The 23,684-nt window shown below is 43.9% G+C and carries 22 protein-coding genes, 2 rRNA genes and 1 other RNA gene; 8 read left to right on the forward strand and 17 right to left on the reverse strand.

Annotated elements, in window-relative coordinates:
* Positions 1-8: 8 nt before the first annotated feature.
* The 9 genes from MHH58_RS11685 to MHH58_RS11725 all read right to left on the reverse strand — a co-directional run bounded on the left by MHH58_RS11685 (position 9) and on the right by MHH58_RS11725 (position 10,403).
* Positions 9-2,897 (reverse strand): 23S ribosomal RNA (locus MHH58_RS11685).
* Positions 2,898-3,111: 214 nt separating this feature from the next.
* Positions 3,112-4,662: ribosomal RNA gene (locus tag MHH58_RS11690) — 16S ribosomal RNA — on the reverse strand.
* Together the 16S and 23S rRNA genes form the textbook arrangement of a ribosomal RNA operon.
* A gap of 380 nt (positions 4,663-5,042) precedes the next feature.
* On the reverse strand, positions 5,043-5,639 hold the full coding sequence (gene recR, locus MHH58_RS11695) for a recombination mediator RecR (RefSeq protein ID WP_341345967.1): 597 nt from the start codon (positions 5,637-5,639) through the stop codon (positions 5,043-5,045).
* Positions 5,640-5,963: a YbaB/EbfC family nucleoid-associated protein gene (locus MHH58_RS11700; protein WP_135097113.1), complete on the reverse strand. Its 324-nt coding sequence runs from the start codon at positions 5,961-5,963 to the stop codon at positions 5,640-5,642.
* A 69-nt stretch (positions 5,964-6,032) separates the two neighbouring features.
* Positions 6,033-7,673 (reverse strand): DNA polymerase III subunit gamma/tau, encoded by a 1,641-nt coding sequence (gene dnaX, locus MHH58_RS11705; protein ID WP_341345968.1) that lies wholly within the window; start codon positions 7,671-7,673, stop codon positions 6,033-6,035.
* Between the two features lie 118 nt (positions 7,674-7,791).
* Positions 7,792-8,058, reverse strand: an RNA gene (ffs, locus tag MHH58_RS11710) — signal recognition particle sRNA large type.
* Positions 8,059-8,103: 45 nt separating this feature from the next.
* Positions 8,104-9,042, reverse strand: a complete 939-nt coding sequence (locus MHH58_RS11715) for a carboxypeptidase-like regulatory domain-containing protein (RefSeq protein ID WP_341345969.1) — start codon at positions 9,040-9,042, stop codon at positions 8,104-8,106.
* Complete coding sequence (locus MHH58_RS11720; protein ID WP_341345970.1) at positions 9,035-9,835, reverse strand: ABC transporter ATP-binding protein; 801 nt, start codon at positions 9,833-9,835, stop codon at positions 9,035-9,037. The genes MHH58_RS11715 and MHH58_RS11720 overlap by 8 nt, the downstream gene beginning before the upstream one ends.
* A gap of 121 nt (positions 9,836-9,956) precedes the next feature.
* Entirely contained in the window at positions 9,957-10,403 is a 447-nt protein-coding gene (locus MHH58_RS11725; RefSeq protein ID WP_341345971.1) for a YehR family lipoprotein, read from the reverse strand.
* 227 nt (positions 10,404-10,630) lie between these two features.
* Here MHH58_RS11725 and MHH58_RS11730 point away from each other — a divergent pair, with 227 nt between their 5' ends.
* On the forward strand, positions 10,631-11,566 hold the full coding sequence (locus MHH58_RS11730; protein WP_135097123.1) for a DUF2382 domain-containing protein: 936 nt from the start codon (positions 10,631-10,633) through the stop codon (positions 11,564-11,566).
* Positions 11,567-11,669: 103 nt separating this feature from the next.
* On the opposite strand, the gene MHH58_RS11735 is transcribed toward MHH58_RS11730, so the two are convergent.
* The gene (locus MHH58_RS11735) at positions 11,670-12,140 is read right to left on the reverse strand and encodes a GMC oxidoreductase (RefSeq protein WP_341345972.1); all 471 of its coding nucleotides are present in this window, start codon (positions 12,138-12,140) and stop codon (positions 11,670-11,672) included.
* Between the two features lie 98 nt (positions 12,141-12,238).
* On the opposite strand from MHH58_RS11735, the gene MHH58_RS11740 reads away from it, so the two are divergent.
* The 3 genes from MHH58_RS11740 (at position 12,239) to MHH58_RS11750 (ending at position 14,479) form a co-directional block, all read left to right on the forward strand.
* On the forward strand, positions 12,239-12,613 hold the full coding sequence (locus MHH58_RS11740; RefSeq protein ID WP_341345973.1) for a hypothetical protein: 375 nt from the start codon (positions 12,239-12,241) through the stop codon (positions 12,611-12,613).
* Positions 12,614-12,715: 102 nt separating this feature from the next.
* The gene (locus MHH58_RS11745; protein ID WP_341345974.1) at positions 12,716-13,132 is read left to right on the forward strand and encodes a hypothetical protein; all 417 of its coding nucleotides are present in this window, start codon (positions 12,716-12,718) and stop codon (positions 13,130-13,132) included.
* A 54-nt stretch (positions 13,133-13,186) separates the two neighbouring features.
* The gene (locus MHH58_RS11750) at positions 13,187-14,479 is read left to right on the forward strand and encodes a D-serine ammonia-lyase (RefSeq protein ID WP_341345975.1); all 1,293 of its coding nucleotides are present in this window, start codon (positions 13,187-13,189) and stop codon (positions 14,477-14,479) included.
* A gap of 48 nt (positions 14,480-14,527) precedes the next feature.
* On the opposite strand, the gene MHH58_RS11755 is transcribed toward MHH58_RS11750, so the two are convergent.
* The 3 genes from MHH58_RS11755 to MHH58_RS11765 form a co-directional block, all read right to left on the reverse strand.
* On the reverse strand, positions 14,528-15,319 hold the full coding sequence (locus MHH58_RS11755) for a VLRF1 family aeRF1-type release factor (protein ID WP_341345976.1): 792 nt from the start codon (positions 15,317-15,319) through the stop codon (positions 14,528-14,530).
* A 105-nt stretch (positions 15,320-15,424) separates the two neighbouring features.
* Positions 15,425-16,621 carry an MFS transporter gene (locus tag MHH58_RS11760; RefSeq protein WP_341345977.1) on the reverse strand — a complete coding sequence of 399 codons (1,197 nt, stop codon included), beginning with the start codon at positions 16,619-16,621 and terminating at the stop codon, positions 15,425-15,427.
* Between the two features lie 64 nt (positions 16,622-16,685).
* Positions 16,686-18,101, reverse strand: coding sequence for an FAD/NAD(P)-binding protein (locus MHH58_RS11765; protein WP_341345978.1), 1,416 nt, complete (start codon positions 18,099-18,101; stop codon positions 16,686-16,688).
* A 125-nt stretch (positions 18,102-18,226) separates the two neighbouring features.
* Between MHH58_RS11765 and MHH58_RS11770 the strand changes: the two genes are divergently transcribed.
* The 3 genes from MHH58_RS11770 (at position 18,227) to MHH58_RS11780 (ending at position 20,583) form a co-directional block, all read left to right on the forward strand.
* Positions 18,227-18,748 (forward strand): pyridoxamine 5'-phosphate oxidase family protein, encoded by a 522-nt coding sequence (locus tag MHH58_RS11770; RefSeq protein WP_341345979.1) that lies wholly within the window; start codon positions 18,227-18,229, stop codon positions 18,746-18,748.
* Between the two features lie 89 nt (positions 18,749-18,837).
* The gene (locus MHH58_RS11775; protein WP_135097141.1) at positions 18,838-19,356 is read left to right on the forward strand and encodes a GNAT family N-acetyltransferase; all 519 of its coding nucleotides are present in this window, start codon (positions 18,838-18,840) and stop codon (positions 19,354-19,356) included.
* 21 nt (positions 19,357-19,377) lie between these two features.
* A complete protein-coding gene (locus MHH58_RS11780) occupies positions 19,378-20,583 on the forward strand; it encodes a CynX/NimT family MFS transporter (protein WP_341345980.1) in 1,206 nt (401 codons plus the stop codon).
* A 62-nt stretch (positions 20,584-20,645) separates the two neighbouring features.
* Here MHH58_RS11780 and MHH58_RS11785 read toward each other — a convergent pair whose 3' ends face one another.
* Genes MHH58_RS11785 through MHH58_RS11795 form a run of 3 tightly spaced genes read right to left on the reverse strand, consistent with a single transcriptional unit; the run spans position 20,646 to position 22,358 of the window.
* Positions 20,646-20,870, reverse strand: coding sequence for a DUF896 domain-containing protein (locus MHH58_RS11785; protein ID WP_341345981.1), 225 nt, complete (start codon positions 20,868-20,870; stop codon positions 20,646-20,648).
* Positions 20,871-20,888: 18 nt separating this feature from the next.
* Entirely contained in the window at positions 20,889-21,824 is a 936-nt protein-coding gene (locus MHH58_RS11790) for an LLM class oxidoreductase (protein WP_445922978.1), read from the reverse strand.
* Between the two features lie 51 nt (positions 21,825-21,875).
* The gene (locus MHH58_RS11795) at positions 21,876-22,358 is read right to left on the reverse strand and encodes an RrF2 family transcriptional regulator (RefSeq protein ID WP_341345983.1); all 483 of its coding nucleotides are present in this window, start codon (positions 22,356-22,358) and stop codon (positions 21,876-21,878) included.
* Positions 22,359-22,528: 170 nt separating this feature from the next.
* Here MHH58_RS11795 and MHH58_RS11800 point away from each other — a divergent pair, with 170 nt between their 5' ends.
* A complete protein-coding gene (locus tag MHH58_RS11800) occupies positions 22,529-23,068 on the forward strand; it encodes a VOC family protein (protein WP_341345984.1) in 540 nt (179 codons plus the stop codon).
* A gap of 15 nt (positions 23,069-23,083) precedes the next feature.
* Here MHH58_RS11800 and MHH58_RS11805 read toward each other — a convergent pair whose 3' ends face one another.
* Positions 23,084-23,683 (reverse strand): response regulator transcription factor, encoded by a 600-nt coding sequence (locus MHH58_RS11805; RefSeq protein ID WP_341345985.1) that lies wholly within the window; start codon positions 23,681-23,683, stop codon positions 23,084-23,086.
* Position 23,684: the final 1 nt, after the last annotated feature.

The raw sequence follows: 23,684 nt of genomic DNA on the forward strand, positions 1-23,684 counted from the left end.
CTTACTATTTGAATAAGTCATCGATGGATTAGTATTTGTCCGCTGAATGTGTTGCCACACTTACACGCCAAACCTATCAACCTCATAGTCTCTGAGGCATCTATTGGGGAAATCTCATCTTGAGGGGGGCTTCATGCTTAGATGCTTTCAGCATTTATCCCGTCCATACGTAGCTACCCAGCAATGCCGTTGGCACGACAACTGGTACACCAGTGGTATGTCCATCCCGGTCCTCTCGTACTAAGGACAGCGCCTCTCAAATTTCCTACGCCCACGACGGATAGGGACCGAACTGTCTCACGACGTTCTGAACCCAGCTCGCGTACCGCTTTAATGGGCGAACAGCCCAACCCTTGGGACCGACTACAGCCCCAGGATGCGATGAGCCGACATCGAGGTGCCAAACCTCCCCGTCGATGTGAACTCTTGGGGGAGATAAGCCTGTTATCCCCGGGGTAGCTTTTATCCGTTGAGCGATGGCCCTTCCATGCGGAACCACCGGATCACTAAGTCCGTCTTTCGACCCTGCTCGACTTGTAGGTCTCGCAGTCAAGCACCCTTATGCCTTTACACTCTGTGAATGATTTCCAACCATTCTGAGGGTACCTTTGAGCGCCTCCGTTACTCTTTAGGAGGCGACCGCCCCAGTCAAACTGTCCATCTGACACTGTCTCCCAGCCGGATCACGGCTGCGGGTTAGAATCTCAACCACACCAGGGTGGTATCCCACCAGTGCCTCCACATAGACTGACGTCCATGCTTCTTAGGCTCCCACCTATCCTGTACAGGTGGAGTCAAGATTCAATATCAAATTACAGTAAAGCTCCACGGGGTCTTTCCGTCCTGTCGCGGGTAACCTGCATCTTCACAGGTACTATGATTTCACCGAGCCTCTCGTTGAGACAGTGCCCAAATCGTTACGCCTTTCGTGCGGGTCAGAACTTACCTGACAAGGAATTTCGCTACCTTAGGACCGTTATAGTTACGGCCGCCGTTTACTGGGGCTTCAATTCGTACCTTCGCTTGCGCTAAGCACTCCTCTTAACCTTCCAGCACCGGGCAGGCGTCAGCCCCTATACGTCACCTTTCGGTTTGGCAGAGACCTGTGTTTTTGGTAAACAGTCGCTTGGGCCTATTCACTGCGGCTTATATTTCTATAAGCACCCCTTCTCCCGAAGTTACGGGGTCATTTTGCCGAGTTCCTTAACGAGAGTTCGCTCGCTCACCTTAGAATTCTCTTCCCAACTACCTGTGTCGGTTTACGGTACGGGCAGTCTGATTACTTGCTAGAAGCTTTTCTTGGCAGTGTGAGTCCGTATGCTTCGCCTACTATTTTCGGCTCCCCGTCAACACTCAGCCGTCACGCATGCCGGATTTGCCTGGCATGCAGCCTTGTGCCTTGGACGCGCTCTTCCTTCCGCGCGCTCATCTTTTCCTACTGCGTCACTCCATCACTCAAATGCAATCTAACTGGTACAGGAATTTCTACCTGTTGTCCATCGCCTACGCTTTTCGCCTCGGCTTAGGTCCCGACTTACCCAGAGCGGACGAGCCTACCTCTGGAAACCTTAGTCGTTCGGTGGACGGGATTCTCACCCGTCTTTCGCTACTCACACCGGCATTCTCACTTCTAAGCGCTCCACATGTCCTCCCGGTCATGCTTCGCCGCACTTAGAACGCTCTCCTACCATTAAAATAAATTTTAATCCACAGTTTCGGTAATATGTTTAGCCCCGGTACATTTTCGGCGCAGCGTCACTTGACTAGTGAGCTATTACGCACTCTTTAAATGATGGCTGCTTCTAAGCCAACATCCTAGTTGTCTGTGCAACGCCACATCCTTTTCCACTTAACATATATTTGGGGACCTTAACTGGTGGTCTGGGCTGTTTCCCTCTCGACAATGGACCTTATCACCCACTGTCTGACTCCCATACATCACATCTGTGGCATTCGGAGTTTGTCTGAACTCGGTAACCCGGGATGGGCCCCTCATCCAAACAGTGCTCTACCTCCACGATGCTAATATGAGGCTATACCTAAATATATTTCGGAGAGAACGAGCTATCTCCAGGTTCGATTGGAATTTCACCCCTACCCACAACTCATCCGGTCACTTTTCAACGTAAGTCGGTTCGGCCCTCCATTCAGTGTTACCTGAACTTCAGCCTGGTCATGGGTAGATCACCTGGTTTCGCGTCTACAAACATATACTCATTCGCCCTGTTCAGACTCGCTTTCGCTGCGGCTCCACATCTACTGCTTAACCTTGCATATATTCGTAACTCGCCGGTTCATTCTACAAAAGGCACGCCATCACCCTTTAACGGGCTCTGACTACTTGTAAGCGCACGGTTTCAGGTTCTATTTCACTCCCCTCCCGGGGTGCTTTTCACCTTTCCCTCACGGTACTGGTTCACTATCGGTTACCAAGGAGTATTTAGCCTTGGGAGATGGTCCTCCCGGATTCCGGCGGAATTCCTCGTGTTCCGCCGTACTCAGGATACATTCTAAATCTATCAACCTTTTAACTACGGGACTCTTACCCCCTGCGGTTGGCCTTCCCAGACCATTCGTCTAAGTCTTTAGATCCGTTGTGAATGTCCTACAACCCCAGCCGAAGCTGGTTTGGGCTCTTCCCCGTTCGCTCGCCGCTACTTAGGGAATCGAATTTTCTTTCTCTTCCTCTGGATACTAAGATGTTTCAGTTCTCCAGGTGTCCTCCAACAGCGCTATGTATTCACGCTGTGGTAATACCTCGCGGTATTGGGTTTCCCCATTCGGAAATCTCCGGTTCAAAGCTTACTTACAGCTCCCCGAAGCATATCGGTGTTTGTTCCGTCCTTCATCGGCTCTTGGTACCTAGGCATCCGCCGTGCGCCCTTCACTACTTAATCGTAATGAAATTTGTGTGAGTGTATCTGATAGATACGTTTGCGTTCTCGCTTTCATTTCGTTTGCTCGATTTGAAATCGTTTTACTCTTCTCTTTACTTCTATACGGTTTTCAATGTACATGACTGAATATCTCATAAAGAAACATTCAAAACTGAATACAATATGTCAACGGCTCCGATATTCATCTCAAAAGAGATGTCCGTAATATCCTTAGAAAGGAGGTGATCCAGCCGCACCTTCCGATACGGCTACCTTGTTACGACTTCACCCCAATTATCAATCCCACCTTTGACGGCTGCCTCCATAAAGGTTGGCCCACCGGCTTCAGGTGTTATCGACTTTCGTGGTGTGACGGGCGGTGTGTACAAGACCCGGGAACGTATTCACCGTAGCATGCTGATCTACGATTACTAGCGATTCCAGCTTCATGGAGTCGAGTTGCAGACTCCAATCCGAACTGAGAACAGTTTTATGGGATTCGCTTGGCCTCGCGGCGTCGCTGCCCTTTGTCACCTGTCCATTGTAGCACGTGTGTAGCCCAAATCATAAGGGGCATGATGATTTGACGTCGTCCCCACCTTCCTCCGGTTTGTCACCGGCAGTCAGTCTAGAGTGCCCAACTTAATGATGGCAACTAAACTTAAGGGTTGCGCTCGTTGCGGGACTTAACCCAACATCTCACGACACGAGCTGACGACAACCATGCACCACCTGTCACTCTGCCCCGAAGGGAAACCCTATCTCTAGGGCTGTCAGAGGATGTCAAGATTTGGTAAGGTTCTTCGCGTTGCTTCGAATTAAACCACATGCTCCACCGCTTGTGCGGGTCCCCGTCAATTCCTTTGAGTTTCAGCCTTGCGGCCGTACTCCCCAGGCGGAGTGCTTAATGCGTTAGCTGCAGCACTGAGGGGCGGAAACCCCCCAACACTTAGCACTCATCGTTTACGGCGTGGACTACCAGGGTATCTAATCCTGTTTGATCCCCACGCTTTCGCACCTCAGCGTCAGTTACAGACCAGAGAGCCGCCTTCGCCACTGGTGTTCCTCCATATCTCTGCGCATTTCACCGCTACACATGGAATTCCACTCTCCTCTTCTGTACTCAAGTAAAACAGTTTCCAATGACCCTCCCCGGTTGAGCCGGGGGCTTTCACATCAGACTTATTTTACCGCCTACGCGCGCTTTACGCCCAATAATTCCGGATAACGCTTGCCACCTACGTATTACCGCGGCTGCTGGCACGTAGTTAGCCGTGGCTTTCTGGTTAAGTACCGTCATCTCAAGGCCAGTTACTACCTCAAGTGTTCTTCCTTAACAACAGAGTTTTACGAGCCGAAACCCTTCATCACTCACGCGGCGTTGCTCCGTCAGACTTGCGTCCATTGCGGAAGATTCCCTACTGCTGCCTCCCGTAGGAGTCTGGGCCGTGTCTCAGTCCCAGTGTGGCCGATCACCCTCTCAGGTCGGCTATGCATCGTCGCCTTGGTGAGCCACTATCTCACCAACTAGCTAATGCACCGCAGGCCCATCCATGAGCGGCAGATAAATCCGCCTTTTAACTTAACTGCTTATGCAGAAAAGTCGTATCCGGTATTAGCTACCGTTTCCGGTAGTTATCCCAATCTCAAGGGTAGGTTGCCTACGTGTTACTCACCCGTCCGCCGCTCGATCATGAGGAGCAAGCTCCTCAATCTCGCGCTCGACTTGCATGTATTAGGCACGCCGCCAGCGTTCATCCTGAGCCAGGATCAAACTCTCCATGATTGGAGAACTTAAACTTAAGCTCTGTTGATACTGCTGACAGTATCTCGTTTGCGTTTCAATTGGTCGCCTCAATGTGTGCTTCTAGTTAATAGAAGACTTCTTTATTCGGAATTAAACGTTGACATATTGTCATTCAGTTTTCAATGTTCTTTGTGTAAAGATTTGTGTTGTTTGCGTCAATCTCGTTGACTGCTTAGTTAGTATATCATGTGGGGTTTTCAATTGCAAGCACTTTTTTGTTTCTTTTTGTTAATTTATTTGTTGTGTTTTGTTGTGTGCTTGTTTCGAACCCGACAAGAGATAACTATACAGGACAATCTATATTTGCGCAACCCTTAATTTAAATTTATTTCGAAAAAATAAAAAGAGCCTTGCGGCTCTTATATTTCCGTTCTGTATTCAATAGCTTTCGAAAGCGTCACTTCATCGGCATACTCGAGATCGCCGCCTATCGGCAGCCCGTGAGCGAGCCTGGTCGTTTTGATTCCTATTGGTTTTATAAGCCGCGTTAAATACATTGCGGTACTTTCTCCTTCTATATTAGGATTAGTCGCGAGAATCAGTTCTTTTACTTCCTCATCTTTTAAACGTTCCAATAATGAAGGTATATTTATATCTTCAGGGCCGATGCCGTCCATCGGACTGATGGCACCCTGCAGCACATGATAGAGTCCGTTATATTCGCGCATCTTTTCCATAGCGATAACATCCTTCGTATCCTGTACAACGCAAATGGTGGAACGGTCTCTATTTTTATCTTCACATATATAGCAGGGATCAACATCTGTAATGTGTCCGCATATACTGCAGAAAGTCAGCTCCCGCTTCACCTGCATTAAGCTTTTCGAAAAGTCGACTACGTCGTCTTCCTTCATATTAAGTATATAAAATGCCAGGCGCTGAGCTGTTTTCGGCCCAATACCCGGCAATTTCATGAAGCTGTCTATGAGCTTGGATATCGGTTCAGGATAATGCATCTACATCATCCCTGGTATATTTAAACCTTTAGTGTGCTTGCCTAAACGTTCGCTTGACAGTTCATCCGCTTTGTTTAAAGCTTCATTTGTTGCAGCAACGATTAAATCCTGCAGCATTTCGACATCATCCGGATCTACAACTTCTTCTTTGACAATAACATCCAGCACTTCTTTGTGTCCGGATACTACTACTGTGACCATGCCGCCGCCAGCTGTACCTTCAATTTGCTCTTCTTTCAGTTTAGCCTGTTCTTCTTCCATCTTCTTTTGCATTTTCTGCATCTGTTTCATCATGCCTTGCATGTTATTCATACCACCGCGCATGTTTTCATCCTCCGATACATTATTTTATCACTTACATATTATATATGATTATCTTCGATTTACAAACTATCAGTCATTAACTTCTACGATATCACCGAACATCTTCCGGGCGATATCCGAAGACTTTTCTTCCTGCTGCTGTTTTTGCTGGATATCATTGCGGTGACTGTCGATATAGTTTTGACGAACCTGCTGCCAGCTTGAATCCGGCACACCGACAACCTGCACTTTTTTACCTATAATAGTAGGAATCAGATTTTCCAGTTCTTCTTTCTTCTCTGCATTTTGATTTATAAGCTCAGAGTGCACATCATTATCAAACTTAATCAGCACATGTGTATCACTTGCCGCGACCGGTACCGAGTCTTTTATCAGTGCGCGAAGAGATTGAAGTCCCTTTTCTTCTATATACTGATATACTCCCGGCCAGCCGTCTTTCAGCTTAACCAGATCTTCCTTGTTAGCAGAATTCAGCACACGTTCTATTTTTTCTACAGAAAAACCTTGTCTGCTCCTAGCCGAAGAAGATCTTTTCGGTTTTTCTTTTACAGCTGCTGCACCGGAAGCAATTTTCTGCTCGAGATGCTTGAGCTGCGCTTTTAATTCTGCAATCTCTTCCGATGAGGCACCGCCTGCAGCTGCTGCCGGCAACGGTGCATCGAGCACGCGGATCATCTTAACGATAACGATTTCCAAATGAACACTGACGCTCACAGAAAAACGCATGCTGACCATCGCATCGTTCAGCACATCGATCATCTTATACAGAAGTTCATCTTCCACATGTACGAATGCAGTCTCTTCTGAAATCTCTCCTGAATGTTTCATCAGAATGATATCTCTTATAAAATAGACAAGTTCATGAACAAGACGCGTCGGGTCTTTCCCTTCATCAATCAGCTGATGAAACTTCTTGAAAGCCGCTTCAGAGTCCTTCTGTTCGATAAACTTCATCCATTCATTCAATTCATCTCTTTCGATACCGCCTGTAATCATTACAGCATCCTGCATAGTAATTTCATCACTGCTGAATGCAATCACCTGATCCATTATGGACAAGGCATCGCGCATCCCGCCTTCTGCGATTCGCGCAATATATGACAAAGCTTCTTTATCATAGGCAGTGTTTTCCTGCTGCGCTACAAATTCGAGACGTTCTGTAATTTCTTCTAAATCCAGCGATTTGAAATCAAAACGCTGGGTTCTGGAAATAATCGTTGCGGGTATTTTGTGAGGCTCTGTTGTAGCAAGGATGAATATCGCATGAGCCGGCGGCTCTTCCAATGTTTTTAACAGTGCGTTGAATGCTCCTGTTGTCAGCATATGCACTTCATCTATTATATATACTTTAAACTCCGCTTCTGCCGGAGCATACTTTACTTTATCTCTTATATTGCGGATTTCGTCCACACCGTTATTACTTGCAGCATCAATTTCAATTACATCATTAGCGCTGCCCTCTGTAATGGAAACACACAGTTCACATTCATTACAAGGTTCGCCGTCCGTCTCAAACTGACAGTTCAATGCTTTGGCAAATATCTTGGCAATACTCGTTTTCCCTGTCCCCCGCGGGCCGCTGAATAAATAAGCATGGGATTCCTTGTTGCGCGTAATGGCATTCTGCAAAGTTTTTGTGACGTGATGCTGGCCAACTACATCGCTGAACTTTTGAGGCCGAAAAGCTCTGTATAACGCCTGGTACTCCATTATTATGGCACCTCAACTCTTCATAAATTCTAGCTATAATTATAACACACAGGCTTCTTTATATTCCTGTTTTTAGGCATAAAAAAAGACCTCATTCATTATGAAGTCAAAATAAAAACCGTGCACCACTTTGTCGAGTATGATGCACAAGCGTTACTCGGGAGACCAGCTCAACCACGGCAACCCTACGGCACATAGAATGGGCCACTTAATGCTGCTTCCTTCCGGACCTGACATGATTCATGACGTTCTATTGCATAGGACCGCAATCTCAACACTGGAACTCCCGAGGCAGTCCTCACACTTCAAACCCTCAAAAGTGGAATTCAGCCTTGCTCGAGCGGATTGCAAGTACAGGGCACCGCTACCTCCCCGCTTAGCACGGTATGTTTTATAATAACAAATTACTTATCGTGATGCAAGAATTCTTTTATCTTGCGGATATTTTCCTGAATAAAGCAATGCCGATTGCAGCCAGCAGCAATATTGTCCCGCCTGAAATAAGTATCAGTTCAAATGCCGACATTCCGTCTGACGTCTCGGATGCCTGCTGATCTGTTTCTGCTGCTTCAGCCGGCAGCTCCTCGTCCGCTTCTTCCGCCTCTTCTGTTTCTTCAGGTACTTCTTCTGTTTCCGGTTCTTTTTCGACCTGTATTACTGCAATTTCATAACCGAGCTTATTGCGGTTCTCCACCTTGACTTCGATGGGTTCAGCTGCCGCCTCATAAGCTTCGCTGTCCACGGCTTTCAATGTATAAGTGCCGTTCGCAACATCTGTAAAAGTAAACTCGCCTTTATCATTCGAGACAGCTTCTATTGAATCGTCTTCTGCAGATAAAAGAAGTTTTACATTCTCAGCCGGCGCCTCATCTTCTGTTACAACACCGCTGACAGTATGTCCTTCACCTTTAACTGCGTTAATTGACAGTTCTTCTGTTTCTTCCGGCTCTTCAAGTTCTTCAATCGTTTCAGGTTCAGCAGCCGGTTCTGTGTAAATTTCCGGCTCTGTATACTCTTCTTCATAAACTTCACTATAAGGCTCTGTATAGGGTTCTTCATACACTTCCGGCTCTTCATACTGCTCACTGTAGCCGTCATTATAAGTATTATCTTCCGCTCCGTTATAACCGTTATCCCATGCACCTTCTCCCTCAGCGCTGTCATTCTGATACCCATCATTTTGGAAGTTCTCTTCATAACCCGGTTCTTCATATGTATTATCGTACGCTGGTTCCTGCCAAGGTTCTTCGTAATATGTGCCTCCGCCGGTTCCATCGTCAAAAGTAGTACCCTGCTCCACCGCGAATGCATGGGCAGGGGTAAATATTATTAAGACTGCAATCAATGCCACCAGATATTTCTTAATCATCGTCACCCTCCACATTATCAATAACAAGCCATGGTCTTTCATTTTCAAAATAAACTTTGACCGGTGTTTTATAAGTGTCACTCAGCAGCTTTCCTGTCAGCACTTCTTTTTTCGGTCCGGCGGCAACGATACCGCCGTCTTTAACTAACAAGACATGGGTAATCGCACTCGTGAGTTCTTCAATGTGATGCGTGACATACAGCAGATGGCGCTTTTCCTGCGGAATCCCGTTCACTATCTTCAGTACATCTTCACGTGCCCGGATATCCAGACCGCTGCATGGTTCATCCAGGATTAAGAGCTCGGGTTCACCCATCAGCGCCCTGCCGATTAGTATTCTGCGGCGCTCGCCCTCTGAAAAAGTATTATACGTCCTATCTGACAAGTAGCTGAGATTCAGTTTTTTCAGTATATCTTCCGCTTTTCTCTTCGATGCTGTATCGATACTCTGATAAAGTCTGAAGGATGAAAACTTCCCGCTCAGGACGATATTGAGTCCGGTTTCACGGTTTAGAGTCTGATAGAATTTATCGAGACTAGAGCTGACAAAACCGATTTTCTTCCTCATCTCGGGCAGGCTTGCCTTGCCGAATTCCGTGCCGACCACCCTTGCGCTGCCGTCCGTCGGATAATTATAACCCATAATGATATCAAGTACAGATGTTTTTCCGGCACCGTTTAATCCGAGCACCGCCCACTGTTCACCCTTGTTCACTTCAAATGATACATCGTTTAATATCGTTTCGCCGTTACGCCGCCAAATAATATTATTTAATGAAAGAACTTTTTCCACAGCTGTCACTCCCAATAATATATTCTTTACCATTATAACCGGAAAAAGCCGGCTGTATCATTAAAAATCCCGGGATATTTACCGATGTATAAGAATCGATAAATTGTCTCGGGAAATCACTTTACTCTTCAACTTCAGTATAACCCTGATCCAGCAGCATTTCCGCAGAACGTTCCATGCTGATACCGTCAGAAGGGTCTCCTTCAAAATCTATGCCTTCAACATTTTCAAGTTCTTCAGCATCAATTTCATCATAAACGATAGAGATATTTTCCGTCGCTTCTTCATCCCCAAAATCAAAACTGTGCTCTACTCCTGCTAAATCCTGATACTGATCTGAGTAACCTGCAAAAATTTCCTCAGCCTGTGCTTTATCGATTCCAAGTTCTTCATAATTAATAATGTTCTCAGTCGACTGGCTGATAACCTCATCACCGTTATGTGTATAAACCAGCGTACTCTCCACACCCTGGTCATTCAGTTCAAAGGTCCTTGTCTCTTCACTGCCGCATGCAGTCAGTATAATCATCACAGCTGTCAATAGAAATAACGCCCACGCTTTACGCATAATAACCTTCCCCTTTTTTCTTCTTTACTATTATACATACCTTATAATGCAGCCGGTAAACTACTTATTTATACATCAACAATCTCTTGATTTTAAAATATAAACAGAAAAAATATTTCATTTATGTTTTAGAAAAAATAGGCCGGGTAACTATATATTGTGACATGAAAAACTGATTCAAATTAAAAATCTAAAGTAAATAATTATCTCTATGGAGGGGAATATTAATGAGTAGAATTGAAAATTACGTTACAGAAAATGATGCCTTGACGCGCGTTGAAGAATTAATAGCAGAAGGTGTCGCAGATCGTGACATTACAGTATTATCACAGCAGCCGGTAAACAAAGATACTTTTGGCAATACCGATGTAAACTTCAGAGATTCAGAAGGCTCTGCATGGGATAAGTTCGTTTCATTCTTCTCACCGGATGATCCTGAAGAGAAAGTGCTAAATGATTTAGGATTAAGTCAGTCAGAACAGGTCCAGTATAGAAATTCATTAAATGCAGGTGAAGTGCTGGTATATGTTGATACACCTGATGTTAATTCAGACAGCACTATGAATTACGGTGAAACACGCGACACTTACGATTACGATAACAAAGCAAACGCTACAGGTGCAGGCCTTGCAGGCAGTGCAGCTGTAAATGACGGCTACAATAATGATACAGTCAGCAATGACAATTTATATGACAGAGACCCTGAGCTGGACGCACGTGCAGTAGATCGCGATAATGATCTTACTGAAGAAGAAAGAATTCAGCTGCGTGAAGAACGGGTTAATGTTGACAAAGAAAACGTTCAGACTGGTGAAGTTACTGTTGATAAACATGTTGAAACCGACAGACAGGAATTTGATATTCCAGTAGAACGTGAAGAAGTCGTAATTGAACGCAATCCGGTTGACGATGTTCCGGCTAAAGGCAGCTTCGATGATACTAACGATGTAGACGAAGTCCGCATTCCGGTGAACGAAGAAAGAGTCAACGTGGATAAAGAAAATGTAGTGAATGAAGAAGTTACTATTAAAAAAGAAAAACACGAAGATGTGGAACATGTTTCCGAAGAAGTCCGCCGTGAGGAATTAGATGTTGAGGAAGATGACTTCAATAAGGATAACTTAAGAAAAGACGGTCTTCGCGACAACGATTTCAGAAAATAAATGATTTATGAATGTACCCGGAGTTTCCTCCGGGTATTTTTTTATGTCCTTTCTGCTTTCAACACAAAAAAGACTGTCTCCAAAAGAGACAGTCCTCATTTCATTAATTAACGCCTGCAACTTCTCCTGCTTCAGCTAATTGTCTGTTATCTTCTAAATACATTTTAATGCCTTCTGCTGCACGGTAAGCAAATGCACCAACAGTTCCTGTCGGATTATAACCGCCGTTATGAGGGAAATTTGAACCGCCGATAACAAAGACGTTATCTTCGTCCCACATTTGAAGGTAATTGTTCACAACACTTGTTTCAGGGTCAGCACCTATAATCGTACCTCCGACAATGTGGTCATTGTGCGCAGGGAAAATATCGAAATGCTCTGTGAGTTCTCTGCGGTCTGTTTCCACCGCACCCATCTCAACCAGAATTTCTTCGATTTTCTGACCGATGAAATCGTGCACTGCTCTGTCATGGTCGGTCAAATCATAAGTCAATCTTAAAAGCGGACGTCCATAATCGTCTTTATACGTAGGATCCAGTGATAAGTAATTGTTTTTATACGGTAAGGTTATCATTTGAGCGTGTGATGATAATGATTGAGTAAATGATTTAAATGAACATCCCATTCAGTGAGTTTTTTAATTATTTATTCAGGCACAATCCCGATGTAGATGTGAAGTACAGAGAAGAACGTTACAGCGGGGATATAAAAGTAACAAAGTTTCTTGCAGACGATAGTGCAGACACTTTAGATTCACAGGACAGGAATACTTACCATTCGTTTATGGATGATATTACAAATCAGGTCCGTGACCAGCTCAGACAGTCCAACCTGTACCGTTTCGTCGCTATCATCGGTCTGTTGTTTGCGGTGCTCGGCTTCAGTATGATTATGTACTTTTCTTCAGGCAATACCTGGGTGCTTTTAGGCGGCGCTTATTATTCATTCTTCGCTTACCTGCTTGTCGAGGCTTATATCCAGGCAAACCGCAATTATTTTGAAGACCAGCTTTATAAAAAGCTGAATCAAGAATATTTAAGTCATTAAATTAAACAGGACAATGTATAAAAATACATTGTCCTGTTTTTGTTTTGTTCAGCCAAGATAGGGTAAATATTTTATATGAATCTCTTGTAGGAGGGGATATATTTGGCCAGATTAGAAACATATATTAACGAAGAGGATTTAGTGAATCGTATTCATCAGCTGCGCAGAGAGATGGATGTAAACAATAATCAGCTGACTCTTTTTTCGAATACATCATTTGAAAGTGTCGAGCTGAACGAAGATATTGAAAAGAAATCCATCGACGGTACTGCCGGCGATAAGATTGTTACTTATTTCTCCGCAGGTGAACCGGAAGATCGCCGTATGGCTGACCTCGGGCTGACACATGAGCAGCAGGAAGCTTATAATTACGCGCTCGAACATCATCAGTACATTCTGTACATCAACCATCCCGATTTAGACGGGGTATATAAATCCGAAATGAAAGATATGCCGTACGATCGGGATACTGAAGTCGTTGATATGGAGCAAGTTAATGATAATCGTAAAGAACTATAGTATTTATTAAGTGGGTCTCTACAGACCTGCTTATTTTTTTAAGGAGCGAATGCAGTGATACTTAACAAAACGATTGAACAGTGGTGCAAGGAATTTCCGGGAGTTCGAGATTTAATCGATTATAAAGAGACATTCTGGTTGAACAGTAATCAGTCAGCTGCAGAAACTGTTCTGCCGGATTTAATACTCAGCGAAGATGATATCTTAGATGCAGAAGCGCGCTTAAAACGTTTTGCTCCCTTCATTGCTCATGCCTTTCCTGAAACGGCAGTCCGAGCAGGAATCATAGAATCTCCGCTGACCCGGCTGACTCATATTCAGACCGGTTTAAAAAACCTGTTCGGCAAGGAGATTGACGGAGCTTTTTATTTAAAAGAAGATAATAGACTGCCGATTTCGGGTTCCATCAAAGCACGCGGCGGCATTTATGAAGTTCTTGCTTTTGCAGAAAGTCTTGCTCTTCAGGAAGGTCTTATTACTGAAAAAGACAATTATAAAAAATTTGCTGATACAGAGTTTAAAAATCTTTTCTCTGAGTATTCTCTCGTCTGCGGTTCAACGGGAAATCTCGGTCTAAGCATTGGGATTATTGGCGCGGAACTGGGTTTTAAAGTAATTATTCATATGTCCGATGATGCGAGACAGTGGAAAAAAGATATGCTGAGAGCTAAAGGAGTTACGGTTATCGAACACAGCGATGATTACTCGAAAGCTGTAGCTCAGGGCAGAAAAGACAGCCTTAAAGATGCGCGCAGTTATTTTATCGATGATGAGAATTCAAAAACTTTATTTTTGGGATATGCGGTTGCCGCTATCCGGCTGAGAGCCCAGCTCCAGGAGCAGAATATTAAAGTAGATAAGAAACACCCTTTAAACGTATATCTGCCGTGCGGTGTAGGGGGCGGCCCCGGAGGTATTGCATTTGGTCTCAAAGTCATTTTCGGCGATGTTGTAAATTGCTATTTTGCCGAACCGGTACACTCGCCGTGTATGACTCTCGGCATGATGACCGGCTGCCACGATAAAGTTTCAGTGCAGGACTTCGGCATCGATAATATCACAGCTGCTGACGGACTTGCTGTCGGCCGAGCTTCCGGTTTTGTCGGAAAGCTTCTCGAAAACCTGATAAGCGGTGCCTATACTGTCAGCGATGAAAACCTATTTAAAATGCTGGCTCTGATGTATGACAGTGAAAATATTGAGCTGGAACCATCTGCTCTTGCCGGTGTTATCGGTCCCCTCTCTGTAAAGTCTGAAGGTACACATATAGCATGGAGCACCGGCGGCGATATGGTTCCTGAAGATATCTATAAGGAGTATTACCGTAAAGGAAAAAATTTGATATAGTACGAGTTCACAAAAAAGAGAAGCCGCAGCTTCTCTTTTTTGTGAAATTTAGATTAATGTGTCGAATACTTCATTTAAAATTTCATGATCCGGTTTTGAACCCAGATTTTTCGTTATTACACCTTTAACATGCTTAGAATTCATATTCGATTCTATTTCAGATACCGATTCCTTACTGCCAATAAGGTAGGCGCCTTCCAAGCCGCGGTCTTTAATTTCTTTATCCAGCTGCGCAGCTAAATTCTTATACCAGCGATGCTGATTTTCTGCAAACCGGTGCTGGAACTCATCTTTACCGCCGCCTCTAGCCCGCGATGTAGTTGCTTCTTCATAGTCTATCCAGTTTTCACTTTCGACATCCCAGCTGTATTTTCTCGTGTCCCTGATAATTCCAAGTGACGTTTCGATAAAGGTTACATCAGCCTGCTGTACTGCAACTAATGCTGTTTCAGGATACCGCTGTTCAAGTTCTTCAATCTGCTGCATTTCAGCAGTCTTACCCCAATGAAATGATGTTGTGACCGGAACTTGCAGTATTCTTGCTTTCCACAGTTCGCCGTCAGCGGATGCGACCAGGATAAATCCTTTTCGCATCTCGCGCTGATGTGTCGCAATTTCTTTTTCCACTTTATCCTGCAGTTTTTTCAGCGCTTTCAATTCCGTTTGATTATCTTTTTCTTTAACTTCTTCTTTAAGTTCTTTCAAACCGTTTTTTAAATGTATCTTCCATTCACCGTTTGAAAGATTACCTGAACTCGCATCCGTGTTTAAGTGGATAGTCAGTATTCCGGTTTCATCGCGTTTTCCTTTGATTTCCTCGATAATCTTTGCTAATGACATTATTGCCTTACTCCCCTTTCAGAATTACATAGTTTCAATACCTTACCCTCATAATTTTTTGCAAAACAAAAATATCACCTGCTGGATTAACGGCAGGTGATATGATTAAACTCCGCTGTTTTTTGTAATTTCTTTATCGCGTCTGCCGTGCAGGAAATAATACACAATAATACCGGCAAGAACGACAAAAGCAAGGGTCATATACATTCCTCTGTAACCGAGTGACGGCACAATATACCCGAGCAGAAACGGTCCGAAACCAAGACCGAGATCGAGCGCGATAAAATACGTTGTATTTGCAAGGCCCAGACGTTCCGGGGGTGTTACTTTAATTGCAAGCGCCTGGGTAACCGATTGTATGTTGCCGTAACCGAAACCAATCAGTGCTGCAGCAATCAGAAAGGCCATAGTCAGAGAAGCCTGGCTGATAACGGCGAGTCCGATAGCAAACATAATAATTGCAGGGTACATTACAATATTTGCGCCTTTACGGTCAAGGAGCGGTCCTGTAATCGGCCGCGACAGAAGCACCGTGATACCATATACCGTAAAGTACAGGCTTCCGGCCTGAATCAGGCTGATACTTTCCGCATAAGCGGTCACGTAGGATAAAATTCCAGAATATGCGAATGCCATTACAAACATAACTGCTGAAATCGGCATGGCGCGTTTTTCGAAAAAATCCATGATTTTAAATTTGCCGCTGTCCGTCGACTTGGAAGGCTGACCCGGAGGTGCCTTAACTGTCAGACCGATTACCAGACTGATGATTGCCATGGCAAATGAAAAGAGAAAAATACTCGTAAATCCGTAGGCTGCAATTAAAGACACACCAATTAGCGGACCGACCGCAGTCGCGAGAACTACCGACATACTGAAATAGCCGATGCCTTCGCCGTTTCTGCTCGGCGGAATAATCTGCGCAATTATAGTACCTGTTGCAGTCATTGCATAACCCATTGCTGCGCCGTGCAGAATTCGAAGGACAATAAGCGGGTAAATACCCATCGGAATTAAATAAGATGCGGTCAGTATAACGATGAGCACCGAACCGATCATCAGCATCTTCTTACCGCCCATCGCTGTAATATGCTTGCCTCCGAACAATCTCCCAATAAGCGAGCCGATAATAAAGGCACTGGATACAAGACCGGCCATACCGACCGAGGCATTATATTCCTCAGCCGCGTACATAGCCATTGTTACAAGCAGTAAATACTGCGACATCATAAGCGCAAAGTTAACAATTGATGTATTGATAAAATCTTTCGTCCACAATCTCTCTTTATATACTTCTGACACTGTTATTGCACTTCCTTAGTATTTTATTGAATCTCTCTATTTTCCATTAAACAGAAAGCTTTGTCTATAGTCCGTGCTCAAAAAAGTGGTTCACAAGATCTTCAGTTTCCGAAGCCAGCATTCCAACTCCTCTGATTAAATAATCCGAGCCTGCCGACAGAGCGCCGATTGTGTAGAAATTTTCCAGGGTCCCAAATCTCGGGCTGATGATTTCATGGTTTTTATTAATCAGCACTCCGCCGAATTCATCCTCTTCCAGCAGCATTGCATCATACATATTTTGCAGCAGCTTCGTATCATCCTTTTCAATAGACTTAACAGGTCCTGTAGCATTAATCAATATATCAAAGTGTTCTGATTTCCCATCGTCAAAGGTCACGGTAAATCCGTTATCCGCCGACGCGGATTCCATGCCTTGCATGAAGACAAGTTTTCCTTCATCAATCCATTTAAGAATCTCCGCTGCCCCGTATGGCGGCATCGGTGAGTGATTGCCGCTGATATAAGGATGGTATTCTTTTAAAAATGTCCGTTTATCCCTTCGCGATAAATACTTAAACAGTATTTTAAATGTATCTTCCAGATCGGTGATTAAATACTGCAGTTTTCCTACACTGTCCGGATGTTCAAGGTCATATTTCAAGTCGATTTCAGGGCGGTCCGTCTTACGTTCGAAGAGGGACGAGTCCACCTGCTGCGCTTCCATTTCCAGCTTGAACAGTCCAAGCAGTTTCTCAAGCGGTATCAGTCCATCTCTTTCATACTGCAGGGCTGCTTCCAGCGTAAAATGCTGCGGTTCAATATCAAAATGTGTACCTCTCACAGCAGGCATTTCTCCGCTTCTCGATAAAACATACACTTTTTTATGTCCGTTCCGGATTAAATATCTGAAGCTGTCAATTGCAGACAGGCCGCTTCCGATAATTCCTATTCTGCCTGTAAGATGTTTTAAATTATCCTCTATGGGATAAGGATTATAAAAATAATTGCTGTCACCTTTAAGTTTGTATGGATCACTGTATGACAATTCGCCTGTCATTAAAAACACAGCATCGTAATCACAACTCACATTATCCGCACGGAGCATATATGTCCCGCTCTCTTCGTTAAATACAATATTTTCCGCATATTTTTTTATAATATTAATATTGTCATGTGCATCGCTAAAAGACATTAGAATGCTGTGCATGTATTCTCCGTAAACTCTGCGGCTCGTAAAACTTTCAACTTCATGGCCGGTCTTCTCCAGCCACTTTATATAATCATCAGAATCTGCAGTCAGGGACATCTCTTCAGCCGGCAGATTAATCACTAAATGATCATCATCATGCTGGTAAGCATAACCCCTCCCCATAGTGTTGGGGGCATCATATATATCGATTTCCAAGTGTTTGCCGAATCTTTTATCATTTACAAAAAATTTAAGGATTGAAATACCGGCAACTCCGGCACCTGCAATCGCGATTCTTTTAATCTTCATAGTTTCACCACTGTCCTCTGGAAGTTAACTTTCTCTCTAAGTATATAAATAAAGAGAGCAATCCGCCAACTTTGAAATTGTAATATGATAAAATACATTTAACAAGTAAACGCCGGGGTGTAGATATGGAGATTAACAAAATTTTAAAAGATACAGCGATTATGACAGGACCATTTCCGGAGCTGGATAAAACATTACATGAAAATCCACTCGACCGGTTCGCTGCCTGGTACGTTCACGCACTAGAAAATGGTACGGCCGAACCCAGCAGTATGGTACTCGGAACTGTTGATGAGGATAATAACCCTGATTCACGGGTAGTACTGTTAAAAGCAATGGATAATAACGGCTTTTATTTTGAAACTGGAAAAGCCCGGGAAAAAGTAAAGCAGCTGGCACATCACAGCAGTGTTTCATTAAACTTTTACTGGAAAGAAGCAGGCAGACAGATCCGCATTAAAGGGGCAGCTGAAGCAGCAGAGGATATTTCACATGTCGCTGATAATTTAGACGCTGCTGTGCGCGATTTAAATGCTTATAAAATTGTGCCTTCGGAAATAGAATTTTATCAGGCGTTAAATGAAGGCGGCTATGCCCGTCTCCTTTATAAATCAATAAACGGTACATGGAAGTGCGACTGGCTGTAGCCGGCGCACTTTTTTATTTACTATGCAGACCATGATTAAATCCTCTGTTTCATGTATAGTAGGAAATAAATTAATGTAGAGGTGACACAATGATTCCGCATATAGTACAGTGTACTGTCAATGATACTGATACGCTGCTAAGATTAAGTTATCGTACTTTCTATGAAGCATTTGAAGCTCAAAATACAGCTGAAAACATGAAGGCTTATTCAGATTCTGCCTTTACGGCCGAAAAAATCCGGAAAGAACTGAGTCATCCGGATTCCCGTTTTTATTTTATTTACAGTACTGAGACACTTGCAGGATATTTAAAAGTAAATATTAATTTCGCTCAGTCCGAACCCATGGGACCGGATGCACTTGAAGTGGAAAGAATTTACGTTCTCCAAGAATATCACAAACAGGGGCTCGGCAAAGCATTGCTGAGCTATGCCCACGATATTGCCCGCCAGCTTAATAAAAGCAAAATCTGGCTCGGTGTCTGGGAAAAAAATGAGAATGCCATCGGTTTTTATAAAAAACAGGGCTTTAAGAAATCAGGTTCCCATTCTTTCTTTATGGGTGATGATGAACAGACGGATATTATAGCCGAGAAAATTTTATCATAAAAACAGAAGGAGAAACTGCTATTGAATAATAGAATAGATCAGCCCTTATTGAACAGCAGAAATTTAAGATGGCTGTTAATTATCGGTGTTATTTTAGTCGGTGCCAACCTCAGGGTTCCGTTGACTTCTGCAGGCGCACTGGTGTCTTTTATACGCGATGACTTCGGAATCAGTAATGCCCTTGCTGGAGCAATTACGACACTGCCGCTCATTGCATTTGCACTGCTGTCGCCTTTTGCACCGAAAATTGCAAATAAAATCGGCATGGAGCGGACGATCGCCATTTCCCTCGCACTCCTTATTATAGGAATTCTCATCAGATCTGCAGGCGCTATTGAATTATTGTTTACAGGCACCTTGCTGGTCGGGCTTGGCATTGCCGTCGGGAATGTTTTAATTCCGGGTATCATCAAGATGAATTTCCCGTTTAAAATCGGTTTGATGACCGGGCTGTATGCGATTGTAATGAACGTGTTCGGTGCCCTCGGTTCCGGTTTAAGTATTCCTATTGCTACATCAGGCAGCTTTGGCTGGCGCGGTTCTTTAGTTATATGGAGCGGGCTTGTGCTGATTACACTGCTTATCTGGCTGCCTCAGCTGATGAAAAAACACGATGCTAAAAAGAAAATTAACAACCAGAAAATCGGCGGCATGCTGCGGTCCCCGCTTGCATGGAAAATTACTGTCTTTATGGGGGCCCAGTCCTTAATATTTTATACATTGATTACATGGCTGCCGACAATTTTAACTGCTAACGGCTACGATATACATCTTGCCGGCTGGGGTGTATTTATCTTCCAGTTTGCAAGTATTCCTTTTACATTTATTATTCCCGTTATAGCCGACAGAATGAAAAATCAGGTAATGCTTGCCTTTGTCTGCAGCGGACTGATTCTTGCAGGAATCATCGGGCTCTTGGCGGGTCTGTCAGAGCTTTCAATGCTCTGGGTAGTATTTCTTGGTATCGGGAACGGCAGCGCATTTTCACTGTCGATGATGTTCTTTACACTCAGAACTAAAGACGGCTATGAAGCTGCTGAACTGTCCGGCATGGCACAGTCATTAGGTTATCTGCTTGCTGCAGTCGGCCCTGTGCTGGTCGGCGGCCTGCAGGATATTACTGGCAGCTGGACGCTGCCTCTGGCAATGATGGCTCTCTTTGCCATTGTAATGCTCATCATGGGCGTTGCTTCCGGTAAGAACAAACAGGTTTCAGGCAATCTGTAATATATAAATGAAAAAGGCTTTCGGCATATGAATTTTACATATGCCGAAAGCCTCTTTTAATACTATATTTTATTTTTTTCCTGTTCTCTTTTCAATTTTTCAGGAGTTACGTCATTTCCGAGCGGATCGACGACTGTCAGTCCTGAAAAGGAATCAAGTACCTGCCCTCTAATTTGACGAAGGTAATCTTTTCTTAAGACTTTCTGCTCCTGTTTCTGTTCTTCAGTCAAACCGACTGTTTTTTGTATTTTTGCCAATTCATTTATTCTGTCTAATCCTGCGATCATATTTGACCCTTCTTCCTTTTATTGATTGAAAAATGTAAATTTCTGCTCTCTGTGTACCGGAAACTTCGGTACAACAAATTCTCCGAGTTCTTGGATTACTTCTGCTGCCGGGCGGCGGCTGCCTTTAAGCCCGATTGATATATGATTGACGCCCGCTTCCTGATAGGCATTCAGGTAATCCACTATAAAATTGCGTCCTGCTCTAAAGCCGATGTCGAGTGTTTTCGGTGCTTCGTTTGCCCGCTCAGACAAATCAAGCATCAGCGGCTGTGTAAATGGTTTAAATTCTTCAGTCAGCCCCCGCCATTTATTTATCAGCGCTTTTTGTCCTTCTAATTTCTGCGGATAAAACATCCAGCCGTCTGTATGTTCAGCAAGCCACTCTATCGTCTGGCTGCTGTAGCCTGTACCAAAGACTGGAATTGTTCCGAAGTCGGGTTTTGGTAGGACATCTCCTTCGGTTAAGTTTGTCCGCTCCGTCTGGATAACCGGAAATTCTTCGGCCCAGAGCTGTTTCATCACATCAATTGACTCTCTGAATAATTCACCTTTATTATCCCGGTCTACTTTAAAAGCCGGGAATTCTATTTGCCGGTCACCTGTTGCGATTCCCATTATAAACCGCTGATCCGATATATTGTCGAGCGTTGCAGCGGATTTTGCCGTATGAAAAGGATGACGCAATGTTGTTACAATGCTCCCGGTTGTTAAGGCAATACTTTTCGTATGAGCCGCTGCATATGTTAAAAACATAAATGGATCGTACAGTCCGCCGACATCTCCGAAATTCGGATCATACAGCGGCGCATCACGGACAGTTAAAGCTGCAAAACCATAATCTTCAGCCTCTTTGGCAAGCTTCATCTGTTCCTTCAAGTTCATCTCGGGAAAGCTGCCTGTATAAGCTTCCAGAGGAAAACTTAAACCCAATGTCAATTTATCTTCTTTAAACATACGTTTGAAACCTTTATGCTCCTGAAATTTCGCCACGTATTATCACCGCCTTTAAATCACTTTATTGTTTTCCACCCATGTATACAGCTGTTCGCACTTCACTGCATACCGGCCCTGTTTTACTTTTTCATGTAAGGATAAAATCGTTTCACTCTGAAGTATTCTCTGCCACGATTGTTCCGCTTCAGTCATTAAATCATCAAGCAGACACGGCTCTTTTGCGTTTTCGAGACGAAACATTTCATTGAATATTCCACTCGAAGAATACAGGGACTGGCGTCCTTCCACCGCGAGATAAACATCATAAACTGTAATCTCTTCCGAGTTTTTATTCAGCCTAAAGCCACCTTTGACGCCGGACATCGATGATATAATACCGGCACCGACAAGTTTCCTCAGTAATTTTTGAAAGTATGTCGGAGATGCTCCGATGCATTCGCTGAGAGAGTCTCCCTGAAGCAATTCTCCCTTTTCCAGCATATTTAACAAAATCAATGCATACACACTTTGTTCCACACCTGTTTTCATCTGCATTTATATCACCATTTAATTATTTTTATATCGTGGATAATCTTTATCCGAGTTAGTACATTAACACATGTAAAAAGAGATATCAAGAATGTCGTCTCCGTTTAGAGGTTTAGGACACTGCATAATAAGGGAATAGAGCTACTACTACAGTTTATTGCGAAGGAGTGAATCTGATGAGTGTGATTCGAGGTATAAATCATATTGGAATGACTGTTCCGGATATAGAAATTGCAACTCAATTTTTTCAAAACAGCCTCGGTGCGAAAATTGCTTATGATTCACAGACACTTGATGACCGGCCGAGAGGCGGTCCTTTAGTCGAAAAGCTGCTCGGCATTCCTGAAGACTCTTATATAGTCAAAAAAAGAATGCTGACTATCGGCAACGGACCGAATATAGAAATGTTCCAGTTTTATAATGTACACTCCAGAAAACCGTTAAGTCTGGAAGATTACGGTTATACACACCTCTCTTTTTATACAGATGATATTAAAAAATCATATCAGCAGATGAAGGAGGCAGGCGGCCAGCCGCTGTCAAATATTCATGCAAATACCCGGTTCGAAGATACTGAAGGCAACGGTACAGTTTATTTTAAAACGCCGTGGGGCAGTTTAATTGAACTTCAAACTTTGCCTGAAGGTTATTATTATCCGCCTTACAGTGAGTCGGAAGTCTTTATACCAGATGAAAAGCAGTCTTCTGAAAGTTAATCAGAAGGCTGCTTTTTATTTTAGCCAGCCCTTATCAAGAGCCTTTTTAATCGCTTCTATTCTATTACTTACGCCGAGCTTCTCAAGCACAATTGATACGTAATTCCTGATAGTTCCGTCCGATAAATGCAGTTCTTCGGCGATGGATTTCGTTGTCTTTCCATCTGCGAGCAGCTGTACAATTTCAATTTCCCGTGATGTCAGAGGGTTATCAGTTTCAAATGCGATATCGATCAGTTCAGGGGAATAAATCCGCTTCCCGTTCATAATCTGCCTGATTGAATCTGCGAGGGTTTCGCTCGGCGTATCTTTCAGCAAATAGCCGCTGACCTTCGCTTTTTTGGCACGTTCAAAATATCCCGGCCTTGCATAAGTAGTCAGTATAATCACCTTGCAGGCGGTCCCTGCGAGCTTTTCTGCAGCATCCAGTCCCGTCATGACGGGCATTTCAATATCCATTAAACAAATATCAGGCTGCTTTTCTTCAACAAGTTTAAGTGCTTCTCTGCCGTTCCCTGCCGTGCCGACTACCGAAATATCTTCTTCCAGGCTCAGCAGCGAACTGAGCGCACTCAGCAGCAGATTCTGATCTTCAGCCAATACAATGCTGATCATT

The organism is Jeotgalicoccus sp. FSL K6-3177 (assembly GCF_038050175.1).
In the GTDB taxonomy this organism is placed as follows: Bacteria; Bacillota; Bacilli; order Staphylococcales; family Salinicoccaceae; genus Jeotgalicoccus; species Jeotgalicoccus nanhaiensis.